Origin of the sequence: Thermaurantimonas aggregans (assembly GCF_003851885.1) — a bacterium.
Lineage (GTDB): Bacteria > Bacteroidota > Bacteroidia > Flavobacteriales > Schleiferiaceae > Thermaurantimonas > Thermaurantimonas aggregans.
Window position 1 is genome coordinate 17871 of sequence record NZ_BHZE01000014.1, and the last position, 23733, is coordinate 41603.

Here is a 23733-nt window from a genome sequence, read left to right on the forward strand (position 1 = left end):
GGCTTTTTTTAAAAACAACTAAAAAACAAAACCTTGTGCCGAATTGGAGGGAGCAAAGATTAAATCTTAGCCTTCAATGAATCCCAGGGGCCGCCGTTGTATGCTTCAATGCCATTGGCTTTTAAGATGTTAGCAGCTGCACCACTGCGCGCACCACTGCGGCAGCAGGTAATTACGGGCTTGCGGGCTATTTTCAGTTCGTTTACGTATTTTGAGATTTGGTCGAGGGGTATATTGCGAGAGCCCTTAATGTGGCCAGAGGCGTATTCAGCCGGGGTGCGAACGTCGATGATGATGGCGCCTTTTTCTTTAAGAGCTTTAAAATCAACCTTTTTTCTGAAAATTAAATCAAAAAATCCCATGAGCAAAAATTTTTAGCAAAATTCCATGCAGCGCTGCAGGCCAATACGTGACAGAAGTTACTACCTTGCAATTCGCTACCGTAAAAATACCACCTTTTCAATACCTTTGGCTTCTAAAATAGGCATATGAAATTTTTTATAGACACTGCTAACATTGATCAAATCAAACAAGCTCAATCCCTTGGCATTCTCGATGGAGTAACTACCAATCCCAGCCTGATGGCCAAAGAAGGTATAAAAGGTGAAGCAAACATTCGCAATCACTACAAAAAGATTTGCGAAATTGTGAATGGCCCGGTAAGTGCTGAGGTCATTTCTACCGATTTCGAAGGCATTGTGCGCGAAGGAGAGTCTTTGGCTGAAATTGACCCTAACATCGTAATTAAGGTTCCGATGATTCCCGACGGGGTTCGCGCCATCAAGTATTTTTCAGAAAAGGGATTAAAAACCAACTGTACCCTTGTATTCTCTGCCGGACAGGCCTTGCTTGCAGCCAAAGCTGGTGCCACTTACGTATCGCCGTTCATAGGCCGTCTCGACGATGTGTCTTACGATGGAATGGAACTCATCCATCAGATACGAATGATTTACGACAACTACGGGTATGAGACACTCATTCTGGCAGCATCTGTTCGGCATACGCTGCACATCATCAAGTGTGCTGAAGCAGGTGCCGATGTGATGACGGGTCCGCTTAGCTCCATCATGGGTCTTTTCAATCATCCGCTGACAGATATTGGATTAAAAAAGTTTTTAGAAGACTTTCAAAAATCACAACAATAAACGAAGGTAAGGCATACCTTCTTTTTTTCTTTTTTTTACAACCCTATTTAGTAAGATTAAATTTCTTAAAACCGGATGTTTGCGAGCACAGATGCCTAAAAGAACATCCGGTTTTTTTATTTTAAAAAAATTGGCTTTTAAAGAGTTGATTGACAAAGTTTTATAGAATTTAAAATACATACACTAAACTAGTAAAAACTTCTTCTGGAGGTTATAATTGAAGATCGAAAATTGGATGGAAGTTTTTTACATAATTGATTTGAGAAATGCAGCTATTTGACCAACAATAAGAATTGACTTTTTACCCACAAATACCTGTTCAAATTGACCTCTTTCATTCATATTTTTGAGAGACTATACTTTTTTTGATTGAAGTAACCCCCCGAATAAACACATGAGCACAAACCCCATTGCTGAGCGCATTTTTCAGTTTCTCAAAAAACATCCTCCATACGACAAGCTTACTGAAGAAGATTTAGAAAAACTTTGTAAATCCTCTTCCCTGATTCATTATTCTGATGGAGATGTTATTTTTAAAGCAGGTGACCCCATACAGCCACATGTATTTGTGGTATTTAAAGGCTTGGTGCACCTAAAATGGCCAAACAGTCAGGAGGTCTTTGACTCGGCTGAGCCAGGCGATACCTTTGGCATACGGGCGGCTTTTAGTGGGAATCCCTACGTGCTCACTGCCGAAACGGCGAAAGAAAGCCTCGTACTGACGCTAGATTTGATATTTTTTCGCCATTTATTGAATTCCAATGCGAGATTCTCCTCTTTTTTTGCTTCAGGTTTGGCAAGCGGAACCATCCCTCAAAATCATCATTGGGATAATCTGCACAAAGGCAATACCGACGCTGCTGACGAAGGCAGCACCTTGGATGAAATACTCAAGAATCATCGCACTCCGGTAGTGAGCCGTTCAGACGACTTGCTGCCGTCCATAGCTCAGCTCATGATCGATAACAATGTGGGCAGTGTGGTAATCATCGATGAGAATCAACGCCCCAAAGGCATTGTAACGGATAAAGACATCCGGAGGATAGTGGCTAAAAAGTTTGATCCCACTGCGCTTAAGGCTTCTGATGTAATGTCGAGTCCGGTCATCACCATCTCAAACAAACTCCTTTGGTCTGATGCTTATATAAAAATGGCAGAACACGGCATTCGACATTTAGTGCTGACTGCCGACGGTACTGACCAGACCTCAGTGATGGCTGTGCTTTCAGAACACGACCTCTTGCGACGCAACAGTGCACAAATGCTTTCAGTGCTTAAAAAACTCAAAACGGCTCAAGAAATCGCTGCTTTAGCCGCTACTCGCCAAGAAGCTGAAAAGCGCATCAGCAATTTGCTCAACAACGATTTGCCCATCGAGAAAATTACCATCCTAGCCAACCGCGTCAATGATCTTACAGTACAACGAGCTATTTCTTTGGCTATAAACGATTTGCGCGAAGATTTGGAATATCCGCTCTCCGACAACTGGTGCTGGCTTGCGCTTGGCAGCTATGGACGACAGGAGCAAATTATTCGCACCGATCAAGACAACGCCCTTATTTTTACAGGAAGTGATCACTTTAGAAAGCTCTTCTTGAAACTAGCTAACCAGGTGAATACCTACCTGGCCGAATGCGGCTATGAAAAATGCCCGGCCGAGGTAATGGCTTCAAATCCGAAATGGTGTCTTACAGTAGAAGAATGGAAAAAAACCTTTTCACACTGGATCCATGAGCCCGATCCCAAAGCTGTGATGCACACCACCATCTTCTTTGACTTTAGACCTGTGTTTGGCAACGATACCTTAGCCAGCGACCTTGCCCGGTACATTTCATCTGAAATTGATACAAATAAAAAATTTCTGACATATTTGGCAGCCAATGCATTGGCATCTCCGCCGGCATTTAATTTTTTTAAGTCGCTCGCAGTAGAAGACTCAGGAGAGCATAAAGGAATGTTTGACTTAAAAGCCAAAGCTTTAGCACCTTATGCCGATTGTGCAAGACTCTTTGCCATTTATCACAAAATTTGGGGAGTGACCGATACAGTATCGCGCTATCAATCCGTTGCAACCCTTGAGCCTCACTACACCGATTTATTGCGAGATGCCGCCAAAGCGTATCAATGGCTAACGAAAATACGCGTGAAAAATGCCCTTGCTAATGGCAGGGGAGGGCGCTGGCTTCCCAAAGATTTCCTATCGCCTCTCGAACGGCAAATTCTTAAAAAAGCCTTGATGCCTTTGCAAGAGCTCAAATCGATCGCTGAAACCAGATTTCAAACCCACTTTGTACAGTGATATTGAAAGTACTCTCAAAACTTTTTAACCTACATCTCAAGAGGTTGACTATTGATCCTGCTGAGTTTCAGGCGGAATTTTTTTGGTGTTTGGATTTAGAAACAACCGGCTTAAACGCGCGCAGAGATTACATTGTAGAGGCAGCACTCATTTCGATAAACAGTAATAAAATCAGCATTAGCGAAGCGAAAAATTATAAAATACACACACCTGCCTACAGTAAGGAAGCTGCTCAAGTACACGGCGTATTGCGATCTGAAGGGAATCTCTCAGAGCCCGATGCTCTTAGAGAAATTTCAGACCTAATCAGAAATCAATGGCTGGTGGGGCATCACATTTCTTTTGATTACGAAATGCTACATGCGCGCTGCCAGGCCTACGCCATCGATTTTTTACCTAAAGGATTGATTGATACACAACTCCTTGCCATCAAGGCAGATACGGGCTCAACACACCTTAGCGAATTGATTGCGAAAAAGTATTCACTTGATGCGCTCTGCAAGCGTTTTGACGTGCAACTTGAAGATGCTCATACAGCAGCTGGCGACGCACTGGCCACAGCTATTCTCTTTCTTAAGCTTTTAAAATTGTATCAGAGCAAAAAAATGCTTATGCCTGTGATGATACCGTGATGAAATAGGGTTATTTCAAGACAAAAACTCCGATAAGTCCTTTGCCAGTTTCACGAATTTGGGCATATTCGAGCAGGTCGATGATGGCTCTGCTTGCTTCTTGCTTGCCAAGCTTATTGGCCATGATTTTTTGAATATCTGCCGTGGTGTATTCTCCTATCTGGACAGGCAAAAAGTGGTAATCGCCCTCCGGTAAAACGGAATTATTCAATCCCTGAAAAGAAGCTTTTTGTTCCAACGGAAAACCAACGTGAGCCTCGAGGGAATTTTCAGATTGTGAAGCTATGTAAATCACCAAATTTCCAAAAGGTTGTATGCCTTTATCGTTGAGTTTTTTTTCAATATCTCCACTAATTTTCAAGGCATCTTCTAAAATGTTTTCAAAGGATGTATTGATCGGTTTATAAACAAAATATCGGGGTTGAAAACTGACGTCTTGCAGATATATGTTTCTGTAGGGATTTTTTTCGGCAAAATGCTGTTCGGCAAGTTGTTTTAGCTGAACTAATCCCTCATCGTAATCTTTACCAATGGCTTCTTCAAAATTTGAAAAGAGCAGCATCAGGTTAAAGGGACGGGGAATTTTTCCGGAGAAGCCCCAGGTTACAGCCACTACATTTTCAAATCGGGTATCAATAGCCAGCCACGAGCGATTTTTTGTTTCAAAAGGTTGTTTAAATCGCACTTCAATGTCCACCCGATCAGGGCGAATGCTAAGGATTTCTTGTTCGCCTTCGCCTACCTGGTCATTGCCCTTCCAACGGTGCAAGCTACCCGGTGCACCATCTGTACCTTCAAACGATTCTACCAGCTTTGGGTCGCGCTTGTGCCAGGGCGACCATTTGCGCATTTCTTTCAAATTCGATATGAGCGGAAATACAGTTTCATAATCGGCATTGATCTCTACCGCGCGTTCTACGGTATATTCAGACTTTACGGCGAAGGAAACGCCATAAATCACTACAATTGTCAGTATGATGAAATAAAGAACAAAGCGTGCGATTTTCACTGTAAGTAATTTTTCTAGCCCGCCAAAATTATTAAGGATGTAGTAAACAAAGTCTAAGCGGCAAAGTAAGTTTAAATTAAACTTCTCTTACAAAGGACACTTCAGTTACTTTGCCGTACTGCATCCTCGTAACTTTTACTTTATACAGTTTTCCCAGAACAGCGCTGGCATAGCCATTCATATCAGCTTCTACAGTATTTGGTTCCTTCAAAAATACTTTTACACGCGATTTTCTGCCAATTGGGGAGCTAATACACTCTGCTATTAATTCAGTATTTAGCTTAATCTCATTACCCGTAAAGAATGGATTTAAAGAGGGTTTTTCGGGTTCGTTTCTAGGTTGTGTTTCGTCTTGAGGAATAGTAATGATTTCTTTTTTCTCAAAAGCTTTTTTTAGTTGATGGTCTAATGCGTGGTAGTATTCTGATTTTTCAATGGGCGTTAATTTTATGTATCCCAGAGGCTTACCATCTGCAGTAATTCTTCTAGACTTTGGAAAAGGAAGCGAGTTATTATTAGTATTTCGATCAGTAATCCTTCTCACGTAAAGCGCTAGCTCTTCCTGGTCTGAGATAGATAGTAAATCTTCTTGCCAACCTCCGGTCATGTTTAAATAACCTGTTTGACCAGAAATTCTTAAAACAAATGAATTTTTATCATAAAAAGATTCTTCGATTTTTTCAATGCTTTCTTGGTTATAATGATCAGTTTTGTCAAAAAACAACTCCTTATCCTTCTCAAAAAGTTTCTTAGTACGGTCCTTAGATATATTTAGTAACGATAGTAATTCCTCATTTTTATTCCGATCGATATTGTTTTCAACTTTATTTCTTTCAAACAGATTCTCATTCCACTTCATTTGAATGTAGAACTCTGTTTCCTCCGGTATGCATTCCAAAAAGGTTCTTAGGTCATCTCGTTTACTGAGGTTATCATCCTTTACTTCAACAGATAGAGTTTTCACAATGATAGATCTCTCAGCGTAACCATCAGAAATCAATAAGAAACGGAAAAAATCATGAGTAGCATAGTCGTTATTATTTTTAAATATTTTTTTATTGAAATTTCTGTCAGAATACTTTGGTTTATTATTATTTTTTAAGATATTAAAAGAATTCAGATTTAATCCACCTGTTGAATTGTAGATTGATATTAAACTTTCAGAAAAAAAAGCGGTGCGTATAGCTCCTTTAATAGAGCTACCTGGAATCATTAAAAGACCATTACCTGATCGAAGGTGTTTTTTGATTTCTTCATCCAATCTAATTTCCTCGGTGGGTATTATTGTTTCACTTATGTCTTCTGGTTTAAAATTGGACTTTTTTTGTTTGAGTAAATTTCGCAGAGTTATTGCTTTTTCTTGTCTTGATTCTAAATTCATCAATGCATTCGACCATTGCTCAATAAATCGCTCGTCTAAATCAAATTTCTTAAACAAGATCTCCGGCTCAAGTATGGCTACAATTTTTCTTTCCGGAAAGTGCACATAATCAGCGCCAGGCGTTAAGGAAATTCCACTGCCAATAAAAATTGGGCTAAGAGTGGTAACCTTAAAATATTGAATCATAGAATTTCAAATTTGAAATTGGCTGGGAAGAATATTGGTCGTCCATCTCTCCATACCGGATGCATGCGTTCGAATGCATCACCGGGTAGTGCCTTTCGCAGGTCTTCGGTATCGGGCTTTAAGTCCACGCATTTACCGATTGGCTTATCATTTGTCGCTAAAAAACTGCCCTCTTCCATCATGTAGATGGTTCGCTTTAGTTTGTTTCTGAGCTCTTCTGTGCCCGGGCTGCTGATGTAGCCCCCACGGCGAGTGATTTGGTAAGCAGATTGTTCCAAATCAGCAAGTGTCAATTCTTCTCTTGTTGGGCAGTATTTTCCTAAAGCTACATATCCTATTGCACTCTTGGGAAGCTGTATCTCTAAATCCACAATGTCTTTGCTAGGGTCAAACTCAAACCATCCACCCCCCACAGAGCGATCGCTGCCAATGCCTTCATCAGCGAGCAAACGCAAGGCTGGTACTATCGTCTCATCGAGGGTTTTATCGTTTCCTTCATACAGAAAATACAATCCTATTTGCGAATGAAAATACCTGCGTCTGAAATAATAAGGGTCTCCTTGTTCGGTATAAATGGGGCCAATAGAAACGCGCTCGTCATCTGTCTCATACACAGGCTCACCCTCATAGGGTTTGGGATTCAGTTCGATATCCTTGGTAGTTAGAAATTTTTCAAACAAGATTTTGTCTGAATCTGACAATTGCAGCTTACCCTCGGAGAGCAATTTTTCGTAGTAACCTTTATCTATCCACTGGATTTTTTTGGCTTTTTTTCGATGTGTGATGTCGTCTGACTTGCCCAGATGAATCACACCCGGAAAGATAGGCCGTGGAAAAAACTGAACGTATGAATTTTGATGCTGTAGGAAGTAGAATGCTGAGGATACTTTAAAGGCATCCAGAAATTCCTTTACATCGCTTACAAGGTCAAGCGACAAGGCACAAGCTGCTAAAGCGCTCTTAATGGCATCGCTGCCCCAGAATTCTTGCATTTCGTCTTGCACGTCGTTGATCACGCCAATGTGTAGCGGTCCGTGAATGTGCAAGTGAATAGCCTTGTATGTTCTATTTTCGGTCATACGTTGCTATAATCAAAGGATTTTTTGGCCTGAGATGAATTAAGAAACTGCCTGTGCCCTGAGCGATTCAGGAATTTCGATATCAAAATTTTTCTCGAGATGTTTTATGGGATTCTTATAATATTCAGCACTGCGCTCTTTAATGGAGTCAATGGTAATTTTCACCCGACCGCTACCGCGCGAACCTTTACCACCCAAATAATCGTCTTCTAAGAGCATCAGTCCACTGAAGATGGTATTTACATATTCTTTTTCGTCGTCTTTTACACCATTAGCTTCTCCTTCAAAAACATTAATTACAATTTCAAGGGGAAACTCAGCACCTGCAGGAACGCGTTCGATTTGGCGTGGCATAGCAGCAGATGTGATTCGGTCAATCACCACTTCCATTTTTGTTTCTGTGTAGGGCATATCTGTATTTTGGAACTTTTCCGGATCATCCAAAATCTCAGCGTCTCTAAAAATTACTCTTGAGGGGCGTGGATTATTTGCTTCAGCTTTTCCAAAAAGTCGAGCAGAAATATTATTTACATCTGACGATGAAATCCATTTTACATTATTCATATCTGCTCTAACAATCGACCCATCTCTTACGTCAATAAGACTTCTTATTTTTCCTTTTAGAGATGACCCTGGAATATAGGGTTTTCCACTGATGGGATTTCGTATCACAATATTATCCGGTGCACCAATGGAAAGTGGTGAAAATGTGCCACCTATTGTTAAACCACTTAAGGTTTTAATTTTACCGGTGATGATGATTTTTGAACGTAACTTTAACATATTCTTAAATTTTATTATTTTCCACCATAATATTTGTGATAAGCCAAGATGGCCTCAATGAGACTTACGAAATTTATAAAGTTTTTTTCTTCGGTTAGATTCACTTGTCTAAATATATTTTTTAAAGCATTATAGAATGTCTTTCCCGCGTTGCTATTACCTTCATTAGTTTTTCGAGCTGCGTTATAAGCAAGTTTTGGCCTTAAGAGTTGGATATTTTGTTTATTCTTTTCTACTCCGTTTAATTGAATTCTTTTTAATTCACCGTAAAAATTTCTTAGTTGAGAAGTAGATAACTTTTCTCTTGTCGCGAGGTGCTCTCCAAATTTTTCACAGAATTTGTCTGCTTCTTTGTCCATTCCATTGGTAATCCATTCAGTTTTAACATTCCATTTCTCAGTCTGTTGATTTACTTCTTTTTTATTATTCGATTGATCTCTTTTTGGGTTAGGACTGTTTGAAGTGTTATTTGGTGCCATGATATTAAAAAATTTTAGGTTAAACTTCTCCACTTAAATTCAGCCAATCGACAAGCCACAGCGGCTAAGTCGAGGAAGGAGTTTCCGCTTCCGGAAATCAATTTTTCTCCAGCTTGGTTTGTAGAAATTCCGTTTAAAAATATTGAATAATCTCCAAATTTTATATAGCTATCTGTAAATGCACTCGTGTGAAAAGCTTGCAGAAATTCTCTTTGATTCTTATCACGTTCTATCATACGACCGAAAGTGTATGCCAGCAACCATCGCCAGCTAACATTATCGGGTGTCAATTTTCTGTATTCGTAAAATGTCAACACTCTGGAAATAAAGGATTTGTTTAATTCACCATTCATCAGTTTAGAATAAATGGTTTTATAAAGGTGTTTTACCATTGGCCATTCGGTATCCCAATTCAGTGCAAATCCAAACACGGAAAGCGAATTTTTTTCTAACGATATTTCGCCATTAGATACTTTGTGTGATTTTGCATTTTTCTCTTCATTTTCTGCCAATTTAGCAAATCTTTTGGCTGGAAATTTACCTTTCACGAATACAATTCCACCAGATATTGATAAATTGGGATTGTAGGCTGTATATTCTCTGAAATCATTTCGAATTATTTCTGCAATTTCAAGAATAACGTCCCATTTCCCAAGTAAGAACAAATCATCGCCACCAGAATACAAAATGTAACAATCACTTTTGTGCGTTCCTACTAAATTATTTAAATATCCTTTAAAGAAAAAGTCCAAAGATCTACTCAGGGTTGCCAATCTACTAATGCTATGTTTTTTTCGTGAGAATCCATTTTTAAAAAGAGCTCCGAGATTGTCAACGTCCATCCTCAAAATTCCCAATCTCTTAAAGTCTCCCTCCCCTGCTAATTCATCAAATGTTTTGGGTTCCCCATCTTCATCAGCTGGATATGTATTTCCACCATAAAATGTAAATCCTTTTATTACATTTCGTTCACTAAATAAAGGCACTAAAAAATCAGTAGCATTAAACAATAAAGATCTGCCGTTTTCTACGTGATTTCCTTTATAATAATATTTTTCATTTCGCTTTTCGATCAAAACACCTTTTTTGGTATAAGCACATTGAAAATCGAATTCAAAAAATTTCTCCTGACTGTTTATACCTATATCTTCAGCTACTATTAATCCAGCACTATTTTTCAGTTGTCTTCCCAATTCAATTTGCAGTTGTGACTGTCGGCTTCTGTTCTTTCCAATCTTATTTTCTGGTTCAATTATATCGCCAGATATATCGTCAATATCATCAAATTTTGGTGCGATACCCGGTTCAAAGAATTTTGGATAAGCATCCTCAGAAATAAACATTTTGTCGTATCGCTGCACTTTGTGGCGCTCTAATTTTTTATGCAGTTCGGTCCACTTGTCGGCAAGCGATGGTATGGAAATATCTTCTTGTTGTAGTAGATTTTTTGAGGTAATTTCTATGTAATCAATTGATATGAAAAGTCTTGTTCCAAAATTGTTAAATAACCATTCGTTTATTGTGGTGCGCAGTTCATCTACTGTTTGTCGTACCTGTGCGGTGTTTGGGGCAAGAACATGAAATCCTCCTCCGCTATCGATGATTACATTACCTCGATACAATCCGGTTTTTTTCAAAAAGCAGTAGAGTACATTGTCTATGAGCCATTGTAGATAAAACGAGCGACCTTTAAGCGATTTGGCAGCATTTTTTGAAGATATGTTGTAAATAAAGGACTGAATGCCACTGAGGTCAGCTCCAATCAAAAGAGCAAACGGTGTATCTATATCAGGCAGTTTTACATTGGGCTCATTAATGCTTTTATAGTTTTCTATTAAATAATCGTACAGACTAATGGCTAGTCCGGCACTGGTTCTCAAATGGTCGTAAAGCGACACATCGGGCAGGTCAACTGTGCTGGAGGGAATAAAGCGGGCATGTTTTTCCAGCACGTAGGTGAAAGATTCAATCCATGTTTTTAGATCTGATTTGGTGTCGATAGACTTAATATCTCTGCTGAACGCCTGCCATACTTCACTGTATTTTGGATCGTTTGTGAAAGAGTCCTTGTCATTGGAAAAACTCAATTCTTTAACTGCAGAGGCATCGAGGGCAGAGTTGTATTCAAATGGTTGTATATCAAATCTGTGGATTCCCGAGTAATCGTCGGGTCGACTTACATATTCCATTACATTGTGCAGCCGGACTTTTTTGAAGCTTTTTTGTGTATTATCGTCGTTTTCGTTTATGGAATTTGACTTTATCCGATCCATGCCGCTGCTAAGCTTATCTGCCAAAGCAATGAGTTGTTCGTCGATTTTTCCTGGCTTATGGTGAGCGCAGGCAAGGCGCATCAGATTTAGGTCGTCAACTGTAAATTCAAGATTATTATTTTTTATAAACTGTGCAGTCCATAATACGTGAAGATGTGAATAGTAATTCCCTTGATTTGGGCAGTAAACGCTCTCAAGCTTACGAATTTCAGGCTCTAACAAACGCGTAGTTTTCATTCCATCTGGGTCAGCCCGTTGGAAGAATTTTCCGATATCGTGTAATAACGCTGCTAAATAAACGATGTCTCTATCTGTAGCGTTTTTCATGCAGATATTACTTTATCTTCTGTTTCTTTCTTCTTTTTTAACATCCGTAAGCTTCCAAAGCCGTGGCTTACTCCCTTTCCCAGTCCTAAGTAGTCGGGCATAAAGACGTTGGTGGTAAAGCGCACGTTGAATGCCTTCATTCCTACGCCTTTGTATTTGACCGATACTTCCTCAGGTAAATTGATGAATTTGACTTTTAGGGGTTTATCGATTTTCCAATCGATACCTTTGGCCATTGACAATATATTTCCGATCAGAATTTTTTCTAAAAATTCTATGCGCTCTCCTGCGCCTTCAATGGCATTGTATTTTTCATAATTCTCTTCATTGAGGGCAAGCCAGCGATTTATATAGTATTCAAAAGAATAATCCCAAACGTTAAAAGTAATTTGTCTGAGAATCAGGTCGTGTATTTTCAAGTGTAATTCTCGATCACTGATGGAAATTTTCCAGGAGGGTTGTTGAAAGAGATGTGTGATTTCGTCAGTTCCGTCGTCGATGCAGAAAATGGCAGCATTGCCTCGTACGGTTTTATATTGAATTCCAGGATATTCGTAATAAAAACCACCTTCAGGTCGATGATTGTGAAAACCTATGTGCTCGAGACCTACTTTTTTAATAACCGCCCCTCTGAAGGCAGGTATTTCATGCGCAGCTATTTGATTCTGAAATACTACCAGTAGGGTGCGTACTTTTTTCATGGGTATTGTAAAGATATCTTAATTAATTGCAAATCTATAGTAAAAGTAAAAAATTTCCTTTCACATATTCAATACCTACTGGTAGGTTTTTTCACAGTTGTTTCATGTATCCATATCCTACAGCAGTTTTTGCACCGATGCCGCGTTCTTGTAGAGCTTCTTTGAGAAAGCCTGAAGTTACCGAAAGCATATCCCCCCTTTTTGCCCCTAACTTGATATTTTCATTCTCCACGCCTTTGCGCAAGCCTACCATAAATTGAAAAGTGAGGTTTTCAACGGTAAGGAAAATGATAGGCACGGGGCTTTGATAATCCGCAGGCGGTTGAAATTTCGGGCTATTTACATCATATTCATAATAATTCGGATAGTGAGGATTCATTATATCCGCTTTGATGCAACCTTGCGGGCTGTGGGTGGGGTAGGCATCAAAGAATATAATATCTCCTTCCTTTTCAGTAATTTCAGGAAAGCGATATTTTGATAAATCTTTCCCAAATTCGCGCTTATCTTCATCAAAACAACGTTTGTAAAAAGTAGTCATCCGTCTTTTTTGACCGTTTTCCTCATATATTGTTTCTTCTCCACATCCAAAAATGTCACACATTTCTTTTGAGTTGTGAAATAATAAGGCTTCACTATTTGCCTTATTACCTTGCAAAGTTGTAATCATATAACTTCTCAATACGCCTTTAATTGCGCTTGCAGGGATATAAGGAAATCCATACACGTGATGTAACGAAATAGACGTTTCAAACACAGAGCCGCTACCCAAACCTACGGTTAATCGCCAGTCGGGTTGGAATTGCAGTTCATTCTTCTGCTTGTTGTCATACACTTTGGGCAATAAATTACCGCCTGTGAGTTGCAAAGCGTTGTGATGATGGCGAGCGATGAAACGTTGGTAAAAAGGTGTTTTTTGCCAACCTTTTTCTTCTTTTTCAAAAATATCAATTATAGAAACATCTTCAAGTCTATTCTTTTTACCCGCAGTCTTTTCAACTACTTTTTCAACATTAATCTTCTTGATAACAAATTTCTTTCTGTCTTTGTCATCTTCGTTGTTTACCCTCTGAGTTTCCGTCCAAAACCTCTTCCTTTTATGCAAAAAAGAATAGAAGTTTTGGGCGGTTTCCTGTGACGAAACATTTTTAACTTCTCTTTCTATGCCCATAAGTTTACCTAAATCCTGTAAAGAGTTGGCCGTTTGTTGCCTCTTGTCTTGCTTTGCCATAGTTATTCTGATTTAGCGAACCTACGTAACCAATTGAACAAGGCTAATACTTCAGTGGTGCATTGGATTAAGTCCTTTGCCGTTGCTGAAGTTGTTAGATGTGTCATCAGTTGCTCGTCAGTATTTGGATTGAGTGAAAGCAAGCCATATTATGAATGTGTAAGCCATTCGCGGATATTTTTTAAAACCTCGCCATTTTTTCCGCTACCTTTCTTAGAGTACAAAAAAGCCAAAGTGTTTAATAATCCATTGGTTTTGATATAAGTGGGTACTTTATCAACAATGGCACTATACTCGTCTTTTGCCTTCTTTTTACGTTTTTTATCTTCTTCGCTGTCAGTTTCAAGCGAATTGTATTTACTCGCACACTCCCACGCAAATTTTGCTCTTGCCTGGGCGATGCTTTTCATGGTTGATAGATTGTTAGGCATTTTCTACCTCCTTCTCTTTTTCAGTTAAAAATTTAGTTCTCACAATTCCTTTGCCTAGGGTAGCGTTGCCGCCGATTTGGACAATGTTGGGTATTTCTTCAAAAAACGTTTTTACGTCTGCTGCTGTCATGCGATCTTCTCTTGATGAAAATTCATCTGAAAACATCACCAACGAATACATCACGCTTTCGGCGGGCAGGTATTCTTCGCTGAACAATGCCCCTTGCTGTACCGTACCCGTTTCGTTGTTGATTTTGGTGCGGGTAATGACTTCGGTAGCAAGGGTTACAAAGTCGCGGAAATTTTCATCTGAAAGAATAATGATGTCTTTTTCCATTTTCGTAGCCCAATAACTTGTATCAGTGGCAGAAAAGATATTTTCTTTCAACCATTTAGCTAACTTATCTACATTACCGTTGGCTGTATCTTTGGTAAGTGTAAAAACAAATTCTTCTAAATAGGCTTGTTGCTTACTGTTGTTATTTTTTAGAATTTCTGCTTTTGAAGTGGTTTTATCTTCCTCTGTGTTAAAATCATCCGCAGAAAAACTGGTTGTAATCCTCGCCAACTCCAAATCCGCAATAAACTTCTTAATTACCCTTGGGCAGGTAATCCACGCAAATACGCCGTACAAGGACTTGACGGGAAACAACAACAAACGGGCATCGGTTATCGAAATACAACCAGAAAATTGTGAATTTTCTTTGAAAGTTTCTTTTAAAAATTCTTTTGCTGAAAAGCGTTTTTTCACATCAAATCCCAATTCTCCATCATCATAACCAAAAGCTTTGTTGATGGTGATTAGGTTACTTTTTGCTTTGCTATCGTCTTTTTCAGACAATACTAATTTACTTTCAAAAGCCTCTCGTAAAGCACCTTTGAGCGATGAGGCTTCTATTTTTGGGAAATTGGTGTGCCTTTCGCGTTGGATAGGCAAATCTACGATACCCAGATCTGAGCCGCTGCCTACGTGCAGGGGTGTTTCGCAGATAAGAAATAAAGGTCTGGCATTTTTGTACATAGTGTTTTATGGTTTTAGTGTTTTAGGACAGGATTTCAGGGTTTATGGATTATGTTAAGATAATATCTATCAATTGAGAATCTTTAATATCTGATTTGAAAAAGTCTTGATAAATATGTCTTTCTTGACTTTGCTTACTTTTTTGTATTTTTAGAAATTTACATTTGAAGTCAATATTCATATCAAATCTTTCTTTCAATTGCATTACTGTTTCCACATTGACACTATTTTCACTTTCACCATAAAGAATTAACCATATTTCGTTAATGTTTTCTAAGGATTTAACCCTACTAGGAAAATGCGCTAACAAATGTGTCCAACTATCATAAGTATTTTCCAATACGGAAGCAGGTTTTACTTCAATACCAATTTTAGAAGTTTCATTTGGCTTTATGACCAAATCGATATCGCCACCATCTTTAGTTTTTACACTATGCTTTACCTTATTACAATCAAATTTTGTTTGGTAATATTTGTACAGTTTATATTCTACAAAATAACCCATAATAGTACCTGTTAACGGACTTGCTTTATCTTTAAGATACTCACTTAAAATTATTCCTAAAGGCGTTAGTTTGGTATTATCCTTAAACACCAAATTAAGTTCACGCATTTCTTCAACATCTTTTAGATATTTTATATTATTTCTTTTATTTTCATTAAACAACAAAATTGTATATTTTTCAATTATTTCCCAATCAAAACCAACGGGCATTGGGGGCAAATGAATAATCTCTGAACTGTCTTCATATAAATAGTAAATTGACAAGTGATATAACTGTGCTAAAATTGTAATGGGTGGTATTAAGGCTTTATAGCCACCTGTAATATTAAGTAAAGTGTTTTCTGAACCCGCGGTAGAAGTAATAATTTTAATTTTTTCAATAAGGTTTAGCAGACCTTGTTCTGAATATTTTTTTAGGTTAAGATTTTTTATAATATGGGCTGACGAAAAGTTATGGTCTTTTATTTTTTCAATGATGGTAGCATTTTCAGCAACTTCTTCAAAGGCTACCGTATAACCTTTCCTTCTCAAATACCCCGCTATCACCTCTGCACACAAAGGCGACAAAATGGTATCGGTGCAAAGTAGGTGAATGGTTAAGGTTAATTCTTCGCCTTCTTTCAACGATTTTCTTAATTCCTTTTCAATGGCGGTAATGCTGCTGATTTCGGCGCAGTTGGATTTTGCATTTAAATATTCTATCAGTAATTGAAGAATCCCTCTTTCGCCATATTCGCCCTTTACATAATTGATATAACTATCTGCGGTTGTGCCTGAATTTTCAAAAAAAGAGCATTTTTCAAGTTCTCTCAGTTGTTCTCTAATTTCATCTGTAAGTCCATAATTATTGGTTTCTTTCCAATTAGAAATTAAAGAAGTGCCAACAGTAGTAAGGATAGTTTTATTCATCGTGCTCAGTTGTTTGGGGTTGTACCAATGTAAAATTTTCCGAAACCTTGTTTTTCAAAGCCTTCAATTTCGTTGAAAGGATTATTTTGGTACAAGTGCTCAAATACTTGCTGAGGATTTTTTGCTTTAAGGTAGTACACACTTCCCGCAGGAACTGCTTTGTACATCGGTTTGGGTGCTTGCTTTGCCATATCAAACCCACCTGCAAACAGGGGTTTTCCTATTGCATAAGTGAGTAGTTCAAAATCATTGGAATTGAGAAAAGCCTTTGGGCAGTAGCCATTTTCTAAAATTGCAGGTGTATTTAGATAAACCCTTAAAATATCAGACTTTAAATTCTCAGTTTTTAAATGAAGATTAGGTACTTGACTTTGGTCAATATGTTTATAAAAGACAGATTTGTTTTCACCTCCAAAACGAACTATACCTGTATCATCGAGAGTTAAGTTTTCGTATTCAACGGCTATTTTCAATTTATTTTTTTCAGCATTATCAAGCCTTTGCATATTCACCCTATACATTTTGCCTTCGGCTTCACCTGATGTTGTACGGCTGTTATTATCCCGTCCTATGCCGATTTTAGGCTCAGAAGTGATGTATTTTGAAAGCGAATCGGCAAAAATTTCACTTTCGTTATAGTTTAAGTAATGCACAAAACGATTTTTCGATAAAATTCCCTTGTTCAGTTCGTCTACCTTTTTGCGTAGCGGTGTGTATAAAATTTCTGGACATTCATTAGAGCCTGTATTGAAAGGTTCACGTTTTAAGAAATAGATTTTTTTTGCCTCGTTTTCGTCTTTGTCTTTGAATTTTACTAAATCCAAAGGCATTGTAAAATAGGGTGTATTATCAATTAACAGGTAAATGTTGTGAAGTATAAAATTTTTTGTATTTTCTATAACCTGTGTTGGGTCTGTAATGCCTTGTTGAAACATATACGCACTACGCAAAGCCCCATAAATTACCGAAGGCAATGGCGGAAAAATACCGTCAGCCCATACATCTTCCCCCATAGAAAAAGGCTTGCCGTCTCTGAAAAACAGTGTATCTATTGCCTCAATATGTATCGTTTTTTTAGTCATTGCCTTGCAGTTTCCGGTTGATAAAATCGCAAATACTTAGTGAAGCATTGAAGTTTTTGATATTGCGTTTGTTCGGTTCATAGACTTGCATTACTTTTTTAGCCATTTCTTTTGCTTCCTCTTTGGTGGCTTTGTTTTTGGCTCGCAACACAAGTCGCTCAATTTCAAAATTCATAATTTGAATAATTCTGGTATCTTCGTTCTCTGCCAATAGTTCCATTTCACTTTGCAAAACCGTAATGTAATTGCTGCTGAAATGTGTTTCCAAACCCTCTCTTACTTCTCTCATCAGTTCTGAGTACCAAATGTCTTTGCCGTCTTTCATTGCTCTAAACGGTAAAACCGCTTTATGTATCTCGCCCGATTTTTTGAGTACAGCGATACCGAAACTGTCTTTAGTATCGGTATCTTTAGCTTCTTTTTCCATTCTTCTTGCCCAGTTTAGAACTTCCGTGAGGGGTGTTTTGTAGTGAGCAATGGCAATGCCTGCCGAAAAGGTCATTTCTTTGTTGTCTGTAATTTGAAACCTGCCATCAGAAATTTTATCACTGACTTGTGCTTTAAACTGTTCTCGCAGATGCTTCATTACTTCAAAGAGGTAGTGCAAATTCACAAAGCCCAGATAATCATCGCCACCTGCATACACAGTGCGACCTTTTTTAGTTGTATCAGCACCTAAGCCATCTACATAATTTTTAGCGTAGTCGGCAAAGCTCGAAAGCAAGCCAGAGAGGTGTTTGTGAAAATCGCGTAATTTATTTTCCCGGTCAGAGAGGTATTCGCCCGAAAGCCAAGCCCCCATACTGTCGGCATCAAAAAGCAGGATAGCGTAGTATTTGGTGAATTTTAAGCCTTTTTTTCTGAGTGCATCACGCAGTTTTTTATGGGCTTTTTGGGCAATTTCTAATTGTTGCTTGCAGGGAATATTTTTTGAAGTGAGATTTTCATCATAAAAGAACTGTTCATTGAATTGTGTCCAATCTTTTCCTTCTAACTTCAAGCATTTTTCTTGTTCTGCTGCTTTCAAAATATCAAAGATGTCTTCAAAATCTTGAAATGCTTTCGGGGCTTCTTGAATGCTTTTGAGTAAGGCAATATCTGTGGTAGAATCAAACGACTTTTTTTTACTGTCAAACGGATAAAATCTTTTGATAAAAGAAATGGCGGACAAGCCCTCCTTATCATCTATCATATCGCTTTTGATTTGTGCGACATTGGTAGCAAAAGAAGGTAAGGGGGCTCCGTTAAACACCAACGCATTTTGCTCACCACTCAGAGAGCATTTACGTCCTTGTTCGGGGTATTGGGTGAAGGTACGTGCGTTTTTGACCGCCCCGAGCAATCGGTCTGCATTGTCGTAGGCGGCTGCATAGTTGTTGTTTTCAACCGGTACGAACACCCAAAAAGTAGAAAAATAGTCTTTGAGTTGGGCTTCAAAGGCTGTTTTGATTTTGGCGTATTCGGTTGTGCCGATTTTGGTTTCGGCTTTTAGCCTCAAAACTTCTAACTCATCCGCAACGGATTTGGCTATTTTTTTACCCAAGTCTTTTAGTTCTTGGTCTGTTTTGCTAAAACTGAAAAAAGCCAATAGGCGGTTAGGCATTGACTTGGATATTTTGGAAGGGAAGATAATAGTTCCGCCTTCTCGCGTAATAGCCTCATATACTTTGCCTACAAAAGCCGAAAGCATACGACTCCCCGCCCACAAATCTTGTGTTTTGCGTGCCTGCGAGATAAAACTCTGCACGGGCGTAAGAGTGAAAAGGAACAGGTGGGTCATAGTCGCTCAAGATTTAATTTTTCTTGAAGTTTTTCATTGAACTTTTGAGTTGCGGCATCAAATTTTTCTAATACATCTGTAGGAATAGACTTGCCTTTTTTCAAATTTTCATTGCCTATACCTGACACATACTTATAGGGAACAAATAAGATGTACCCCCTGTATCCTCCATTTTCTTCATCTAAAAATAAAAAATATGATTTTGAGTGTCTTTCTAAGAAAGAATTACTATCTTGTACGATAGGTGCGGCTATGTATCTCCTTGTATTATAAGTATGCCCGTCACCCATATTTTTCCTTGCATGAATATAAGCATCGCCAATGATTTTTAGCGCATTATCGTAAGAACGACTGCTAACTTCTTTTGCACTAAAAAGCTTTACTGAATCTGAAAGGCTTGTATAATTAGATTTTGAATTATTCGTTTTTAGCAAATTTTTCCATTTTGGTAAACTTTGAGTTATATCTATCTCATTATTTTCTTTGTTTTCTACCGCTTTAATAATTTTTATTTTTCCAAAACCATTTCTACTCTTAGCCCCCAATCCGCCTACATAACACATTACTACAAAAGCTTTAATTACTTCATCCACTTTTGTTTCATTTGTAAATCTTAGACAGATGTCAAACCTTTGTCTTTCATCAAAAAAAGCATGTGTAAATCTGTCACGATAATCATAAACACCGTAAGCAAGATAATTCAAGATATTAACAGGCGTATTTCTTGAAAGTGGATAGTTTCCCCTATGTTCAGGGAATTTGTCTTTAGTGCTTGGCTTTAAAAAATTTTTATCTTTTGGGCAAGTAATCACCACCTTACTCCTCTGAGCAGGTTCAGTCCCCCCAAAAATCTCGCTTTCTTTTGCTTCAATTCTTCAAGGCTCAAATGCCCGTTCATCGCTCGCCACCAAAATCTCAATGCTCCCTTGATGGATGGTGGTCTCAATTCAGGTACCCTTTGGTCTGCTCCCGAAAGGAACATTGGTGTGATGGTTTCGCAAGTGAAGGTGATTGTTTTCATTCTCTGCAATGATTGAGCGTATATTCTTTATTTTGATTTAATATTTACATAACTCATCACAAAAATTATTTTAAAAATCAAATTTTGCAATATTTATTTTTCGGTATTTTCTATGATTCGCGTGTAGCGGTGTAGCATTTTCATGCTTTCGAGCATGATTTGTTTTCGAAAATGATCAGGGCTTAAGATCTCAATCTGGCCGCCAAAAGACAATAATTGATTTTTCAACTCTTGATTGATGATGACTTGTAGTTGTATCTCGGCACCGTTTTCACTTTCTGATTTCTGAATAATTTTTTGGCTTTGATGGATGGGCTTGGTTCGAATGTAAGGCAATACATTTTTATCAACCCATATTCGTATTTTCTCCGGAGTTGCACCTTCAGGGCGCGTCACGCCTACTATGTCTTCAAAATACTCCGTGAAATCGATTTCCGTATTTGGCATGGCTTCCTTTGTGCTCAGTTCATATGATTCTATTCGATCCACAGCCAGATTCATAATTCTGAGCTCCGGCCGGTGCATGGCTTTGCCAAATACGAACCAGCGGCCGTTATAATGGCGCATATGCCAGGGATGAAATTCAAATTGCTGCTTTTCGTCGGTGAAGGGTGCATAGAGTACATCTGCTTTTAGACCTTTCAGCACCGAGTACACGATTTTAGGAACGAGTTTTACATTGTGGTAATCTACATTTAAGTCGTAGGTGATTTTATTGTACTGTTTAGCGACGCGTTCTTCGCGCAATTCGGTTAGGGCAGTAAGTTTTTCAAAGATGTCAGCATCTATTATGGCTTTGAAGTCGCCCAAAGTACTGAAGTAGAGTCGATAGAGCTCTTTGTCGCGTTCGCTGAGCTGTCGGGTCCAAGAAGCATTTTCTTGAATGTCTGGACTAGCAATTTTGTAGATGATTCTTCGGCCTTTTCGCACTTTATCGACCACGATTTCACCGCCTTTCTCGATTTCTTCGATGTCGTTGTAGAAAGTCCGGCGGGTGATGGGTTGATAGCCATTTCGCATGAGCCAGGTATTGATTTGTTCGACCACATCCTCTACGCAGTATTCGTGAAAAGGGTGCTGAAGTATTTCGACAATCTTCTGCTGACGCTTAAACGCTGGATAAGTTTCTGCCATACTGGTTGATTTTATGTTTTTGTTTTCATTAATGAAACAAAAGTACTTTTGAGATATTCATGACGTAAAGAATATAATTCACTGATAAAGAGATAAAATGAATTAAATTCTTCACATATACGAAATGTAATTTCATACATAACCTATACTTTTGCGAAGGGTTTTTAAGACCTACGGCAAATAGTTGTTTATCCACCAAAAAAAGCTAAGAATATGAATACTAAGAATATGAATAACACAAGTGAAACATTCAAAAATGGAGCGTACGGAGCTAACAATGCTTTTGCTGAACAAGGTAGGCCGATGTACGCAGAAGAGGCTACTCACGGTAGTTATGGAGCACTGCTGCTGCACCCAGAGTGGAAAAAGTGCCGTGAACGCATACTGGCTCGCGACTTTCGCAAGTGTAGAAACTGTGGTTCGCCCGATGAATTAGAAGTTCATCACCGTCAGTATCACTTCTACCTCAGCCAAAATAAGTATGCCGAACCTTGGAACTATCCTGATCATCTGATGATTACGCTCTGCAAGCGCTGCCATGCTCGTGGGCATCAGCTGTTTCAGGTACCAACTTTTTACGTAGAATAATTAATTGTTTAACCTTAAAATCTAACAAGTATGTCATTTTTTTCAAGATTATTTGGTAAAAAAACAAATGCATCCACCGATCAAAATTTAAGATCTAATGGAGCTGCTGACTCCAATAATTATGGGTCTAATTCCTACGATGTGCCCCGCGATTTGTTTATCGATGAAAATCCGCCAAAAGGTGCCCAGAATTTCAATGGTAATGAACAGCAAAAACAAAGCGAAATGAGCCAAAGTTACACCATGCTAAAAGGCATAAGAGCAGTTATCGCTCAATTTAGAGAAGACTTTGATCAAAAAGGATTCGACGATGGTTTAGTGATTCAAGATAGAAATTACATGAACAAAGGCATTGAACTCCTCAAGCTTAAGCTACATTCAGTAATTGAACAGTCTCTACTAGATGTGACTAAAGAAATAATTTCATTGGAAAGTCAAATTCAACAATTTAATGATTTTAATTTATATGATCATGCGAACATATTACTGGGTAAATTGAACAATGTAAAAAAAGAATTGGAGCACATTAAAGAGTATCAAAATGACCTTCAAGAAGAAGGGAATTGGACGCGTAAATGCCTACTTTCCTATGAAAGAGGTTTTATGAAGGGAATTGTTCATTTACATAAAAATAACACCAACAATAGTTATATTTTCAAATAAAAAAATTGTTTTACTTCTAAATTTCAACAGCCATGAGAAACATTTTATTAAGAATTTCTTCCTTCCTTACAGGCTACAACTACGATGTTGTAAAAGTGTGTTCACCTGCATTGTCCAGGATTGTTAATACATATACAATTGGCCTTATATTAATAGTTGGAATCTGGTTTTTCCTGGGCAAATTTTTTTACACGATGTATGTAAATCCACATGAGACTCCTGAGCAGGAAAATATTTCTTACTATGTAGGAGCTTTTGCGGCATTTATGGTGTTTGTCATTGAGCGGATAATTTTATCAATAGATAAGATTAATAAATGGATAATTATTATTAGATTCATACTTGGAATTTTAATAGCTTTTATAGGTTCCTTAGTTATAGATCAATTTCTATTTAGAGGTGATATTGAAATCGAAAGGAATAAAGTAAAAGGAGAAAGAATAGATCATTTAGTAGCATCTCGCTCAAAAGATTTAAAGGATCAATTGATCAAGTTAGAAGAGGAAAAAAATGCATTGCTGTTAAAGTCAGATTCAATTCAGAAGGAGGTGATGAAAAAACCCTACACACGAGAAGTTATATTTAAGGAAGAATCAACTGAAAATAATGGCAGTGAAATAAAGGATCAAAAACAAACTGGAAATACGAAGAAAGTACAAATTATTTTGGTACCTAATCCTGGTATTGAAATTCTCAAGGAAATAAAAGAAAAAACCGCCTTGATCAATTCACAAATTCAAGAAAGACAAATGAATATGCAACAATTAAGAGAAAATGTGACGAAAGAAGTAGAAAAATCTTTTGGATTGATAGATGATTTAAAACTTTTATGGAATATGGTTTTTAGTTCTTGGTCATCAGTCATAGTATATTTTGTTTTTGCTTTTTTCTTTGTAATAGTTGAACTTTTAATTGTATTAATGAAGTCCGAAAATAATAGAAATGGTGTTGAGGATGAATATCACGAAATTGTGCGTGAAATATTGAATATCAATCGAATGAACCGAACGAGAGATACTTTAAATAAAGTGTTGAATTAAAAAAGCTAATGGCCGGTGATCGATAGCGATCCCG

Annotated in this window: 22 protein-coding genes and 1 pseudogene; 6 read left to right on the forward strand and 17 right to left on the reverse strand. The window is 38.0% G+C overall.

Annotated elements, in window-relative coordinates; translation table 11 throughout:
* Positions 1–59 precede the first annotated feature (59 nt).
* Positions 60–362 (reverse strand): rhodanese-like domain-containing protein, encoded by a 303-nt coding sequence (locus EIP89_RS07475; RefSeq protein WP_124398051.1) that lies wholly within the window; start codon positions 360–362, stop codon positions 60–62.
* 126 nt (positions 363–488) lie between these two features.
* On the opposite strand from EIP89_RS07475, the gene fsa reads away from it, so the two are divergent.
* The 3 genes from fsa (at position 489) to EIP89_RS07490 (ending at position 4076) form a co-directional block, all read left to right on the forward strand.
* The gene (gene fsa, locus EIP89_RS07480; RefSeq protein WP_124398052.1) at positions 489–1145 is read left to right on the forward strand and encodes a fructose-6-phosphate aldolase; all 657 of its coding nucleotides are present in this window, start codon (positions 489–491) and stop codon (positions 1143–1145) included.
* Between the two features lie 394 nt (positions 1146–1539).
* Entirely contained in the window at positions 1540–3444 is a 1905-nt protein-coding gene (locus tag EIP89_RS07485; protein WP_124398053.1) for a DUF294 nucleotidyltransferase-like domain-containing protein, read from the forward strand.
* Positions 3445–3533: 89 nt separating this feature from the next.
* Entirely contained in the window at positions 3534–4076 is a 543-nt protein-coding gene (locus tag EIP89_RS07490) for a 3'-5' exonuclease (RefSeq protein ID WP_218019347.1), read from the forward strand.
* Positions 4077–4086: 10 nt separating this feature from the next.
* Here the strand turns inward: EIP89_RS07490 and EIP89_RS07495 are convergent, their stop codons facing one another.
* The 16 genes and pseudogenes from EIP89_RS07495 to EIP89_RS07575 form a co-directional block, all read right to left on the reverse strand.
* Positions 4087–5085, reverse strand: a complete 999-nt coding sequence (locus EIP89_RS07495) for an SRPBCC family protein (protein ID WP_160160559.1) — start codon at positions 5083–5085, stop codon at positions 4087–4089.
* A 76-nt stretch (positions 5086–5161) separates the two neighbouring features.
* The gene (gene csm5, locus EIP89_RS07500) at positions 5162–6652 is read right to left on the reverse strand and encodes a type III-A CRISPR-associated RAMP protein Csm5 (RefSeq protein WP_124398056.1); all 1491 of its coding nucleotides are present in this window, start codon (positions 6650–6652) and stop codon (positions 5162–5164) included.
* Positions 6649–7731 carry a type III-A CRISPR-associated RAMP protein Csm4 gene (gene csm4 / locus EIP89_RS07505; protein WP_124398057.1) on the reverse strand — a complete coding sequence of 361 codons (1083 nt, stop codon included), beginning with the start codon at positions 7729–7731 and terminating at the stop codon, positions 6649–6651. Before csm4 ends, csm5 begins: the two co-directional genes overlap by 4 nt.
* A gap of 39 nt (positions 7732–7770) precedes the next feature.
* Positions 7771–8514, reverse strand: coding sequence for a type III-A CRISPR-associated RAMP protein Csm3 (gene csm3 / locus EIP89_RS07510; RefSeq protein WP_124398058.1), 744 nt, complete (start codon positions 8512–8514; stop codon positions 7771–7773).
* Positions 8515–8528: 14 nt separating this feature from the next.
* Entirely contained in the window at positions 8529–8993 is a 465-nt protein-coding gene (csm2, locus tag EIP89_RS07515; RefSeq protein WP_124398059.1) for a type III-A CRISPR-associated protein Csm2, read from the reverse strand.
* A gap of 14 nt (positions 8994–9007) precedes the next feature.
* Positions 9008–11593 (reverse strand): type III-A CRISPR-associated protein Cas10/Csm1, encoded by a 2586-nt coding sequence (gene cas10, locus EIP89_RS07520; RefSeq protein WP_124398060.1) that lies wholly within the window; start codon positions 11591–11593, stop codon positions 9008–9010.
* A complete protein-coding gene (locus tag EIP89_RS07525) occupies positions 11590–12294 on the reverse strand; it encodes a CRISPR-associated endonuclease Cas6 (RefSeq protein WP_124398061.1) in 705 nt (234 codons plus the stop codon). Before EIP89_RS07525 ends, cas10 (EIP89_RS07520) begins: the two co-directional genes overlap by 4 nt.
* A 91-nt stretch (positions 12295–12385) precedes the next feature.
* Positions 12386–13525 carry a type III-B CRISPR module RAMP protein Cmr6 gene (cmr6, locus tag EIP89_RS07530; protein WP_124398062.1) on the reverse strand — a complete coding sequence of 380 codons (1140 nt, stop codon included), beginning with the start codon at positions 13523–13525 and terminating at the stop codon, positions 12386–12388.
* A 2-nt stretch (positions 13526–13527) separates the two neighbouring features.
* A pseudogene (gene cmr5, locus EIP89_RS11665) lies at positions 13528–13956 on the reverse strand (type III-B CRISPR module-associated protein Cmr5).
* Positions 13949–14977 (reverse strand): type III-B CRISPR module RAMP protein Cmr4, encoded by a 1029-nt coding sequence (gene cmr4, locus EIP89_RS07545; protein WP_124398065.1) that lies wholly within the window; start codon positions 14975–14977, stop codon positions 13949–13951. Before cmr4 ends, cmr5 begins: the two are co-directional and overlap by 8 nt.
* Positions 14978–15026: 49 nt before the next feature.
* The gene (locus EIP89_RS07550) at positions 15027–16391 is read right to left on the reverse strand and encodes a hypothetical protein (protein WP_124398066.1); all 1365 of its coding nucleotides are present in this window, start codon (positions 16389–16391) and stop codon (positions 15027–15029) included.
* 5 nt (positions 16392–16396) lie between these two features.
* Positions 16397–17473, reverse strand: coding sequence for a type III-B CRISPR module-associated protein Cmr3 (gene cmr3, locus EIP89_RS07555; protein ID WP_124398067.1), 1077 nt, complete (start codon positions 17471–17473; stop codon positions 16397–16399).
* On the reverse strand, positions 17466–19253 hold the full coding sequence (cas10, locus tag EIP89_RS07560; protein WP_124398068.1) for a type III-B CRISPR-associated protein Cas10/Cmr2: 1788 nt from the start codon (positions 19251–19253) through the stop codon (positions 17466–17468). Before cas10 (EIP89_RS07560) ends, cmr3 begins: the two co-directional genes overlap by 8 nt.
* Positions 19250–20065, reverse strand: coding sequence for a hypothetical protein (locus EIP89_RS07565; protein ID WP_124398069.1), 816 nt, complete (start codon positions 20063–20065; stop codon positions 19250–19252). The genes cas10 (EIP89_RS07560) and EIP89_RS07565 overlap by 4 nt, the downstream gene beginning before the upstream one ends.
* Positions 20062–20274: a type III-B CRISPR module RAMP protein Cmr1 gene (gene cmr1, locus EIP89_RS07570; RefSeq protein WP_124398070.1), complete on the reverse strand. Its 213-nt coding sequence runs from the start codon at positions 20272–20274 to the stop codon at positions 20062–20064. Before cmr1 ends, EIP89_RS07565 begins: the two co-directional genes overlap by 4 nt.
* A gap of 93 nt (positions 20275–20367) precedes the next feature.
* Positions 20368–21408 carry a helix-turn-helix transcriptional regulator gene (locus tag EIP89_RS07575; protein WP_124398071.1) on the reverse strand — a complete coding sequence of 347 codons (1041 nt, stop codon included), beginning with the start codon at positions 21406–21408 and terminating at the stop codon, positions 20368–20370.
* 213 nt (positions 21409–21621) lie between these two features.
* On the opposite strand from EIP89_RS07575, the gene EIP89_RS07580 reads away from it, so the two are divergent.
* From EIP89_RS07580 to EIP89_RS07590, 3 genes are read left to right on the forward strand one after another with little or no spacing between them, the layout of a single operon-like run.
* Positions 21622–21996 carry an HNH endonuclease gene (locus tag EIP89_RS07580; RefSeq protein ID WP_218019349.1) on the forward strand — a complete coding sequence of 125 codons (375 nt, stop codon included), beginning with the start codon at positions 21622–21624 and terminating at the stop codon, positions 21994–21996.
* A 30-nt stretch (positions 21997–22026) separates the two neighbouring features.
* Positions 22027–22659 carry a hypothetical protein gene (locus EIP89_RS07585; protein WP_124398072.1) on the forward strand — a complete coding sequence of 211 codons (633 nt, stop codon included), beginning with the start codon at positions 22027–22029 and terminating at the stop codon, positions 22657–22659.
* A gap of 32 nt (positions 22660–22691) precedes the next feature.
* Positions 22692–23699 carry a DUF4407 domain-containing protein gene (locus EIP89_RS07590; RefSeq protein ID WP_124398073.1) on the forward strand — a complete coding sequence of 336 codons (1008 nt, stop codon included), beginning with the start codon at positions 22692–22694 and terminating at the stop codon, positions 23697–23699.
* Positions 23700–23733: the final 34 nt, after the last annotated feature.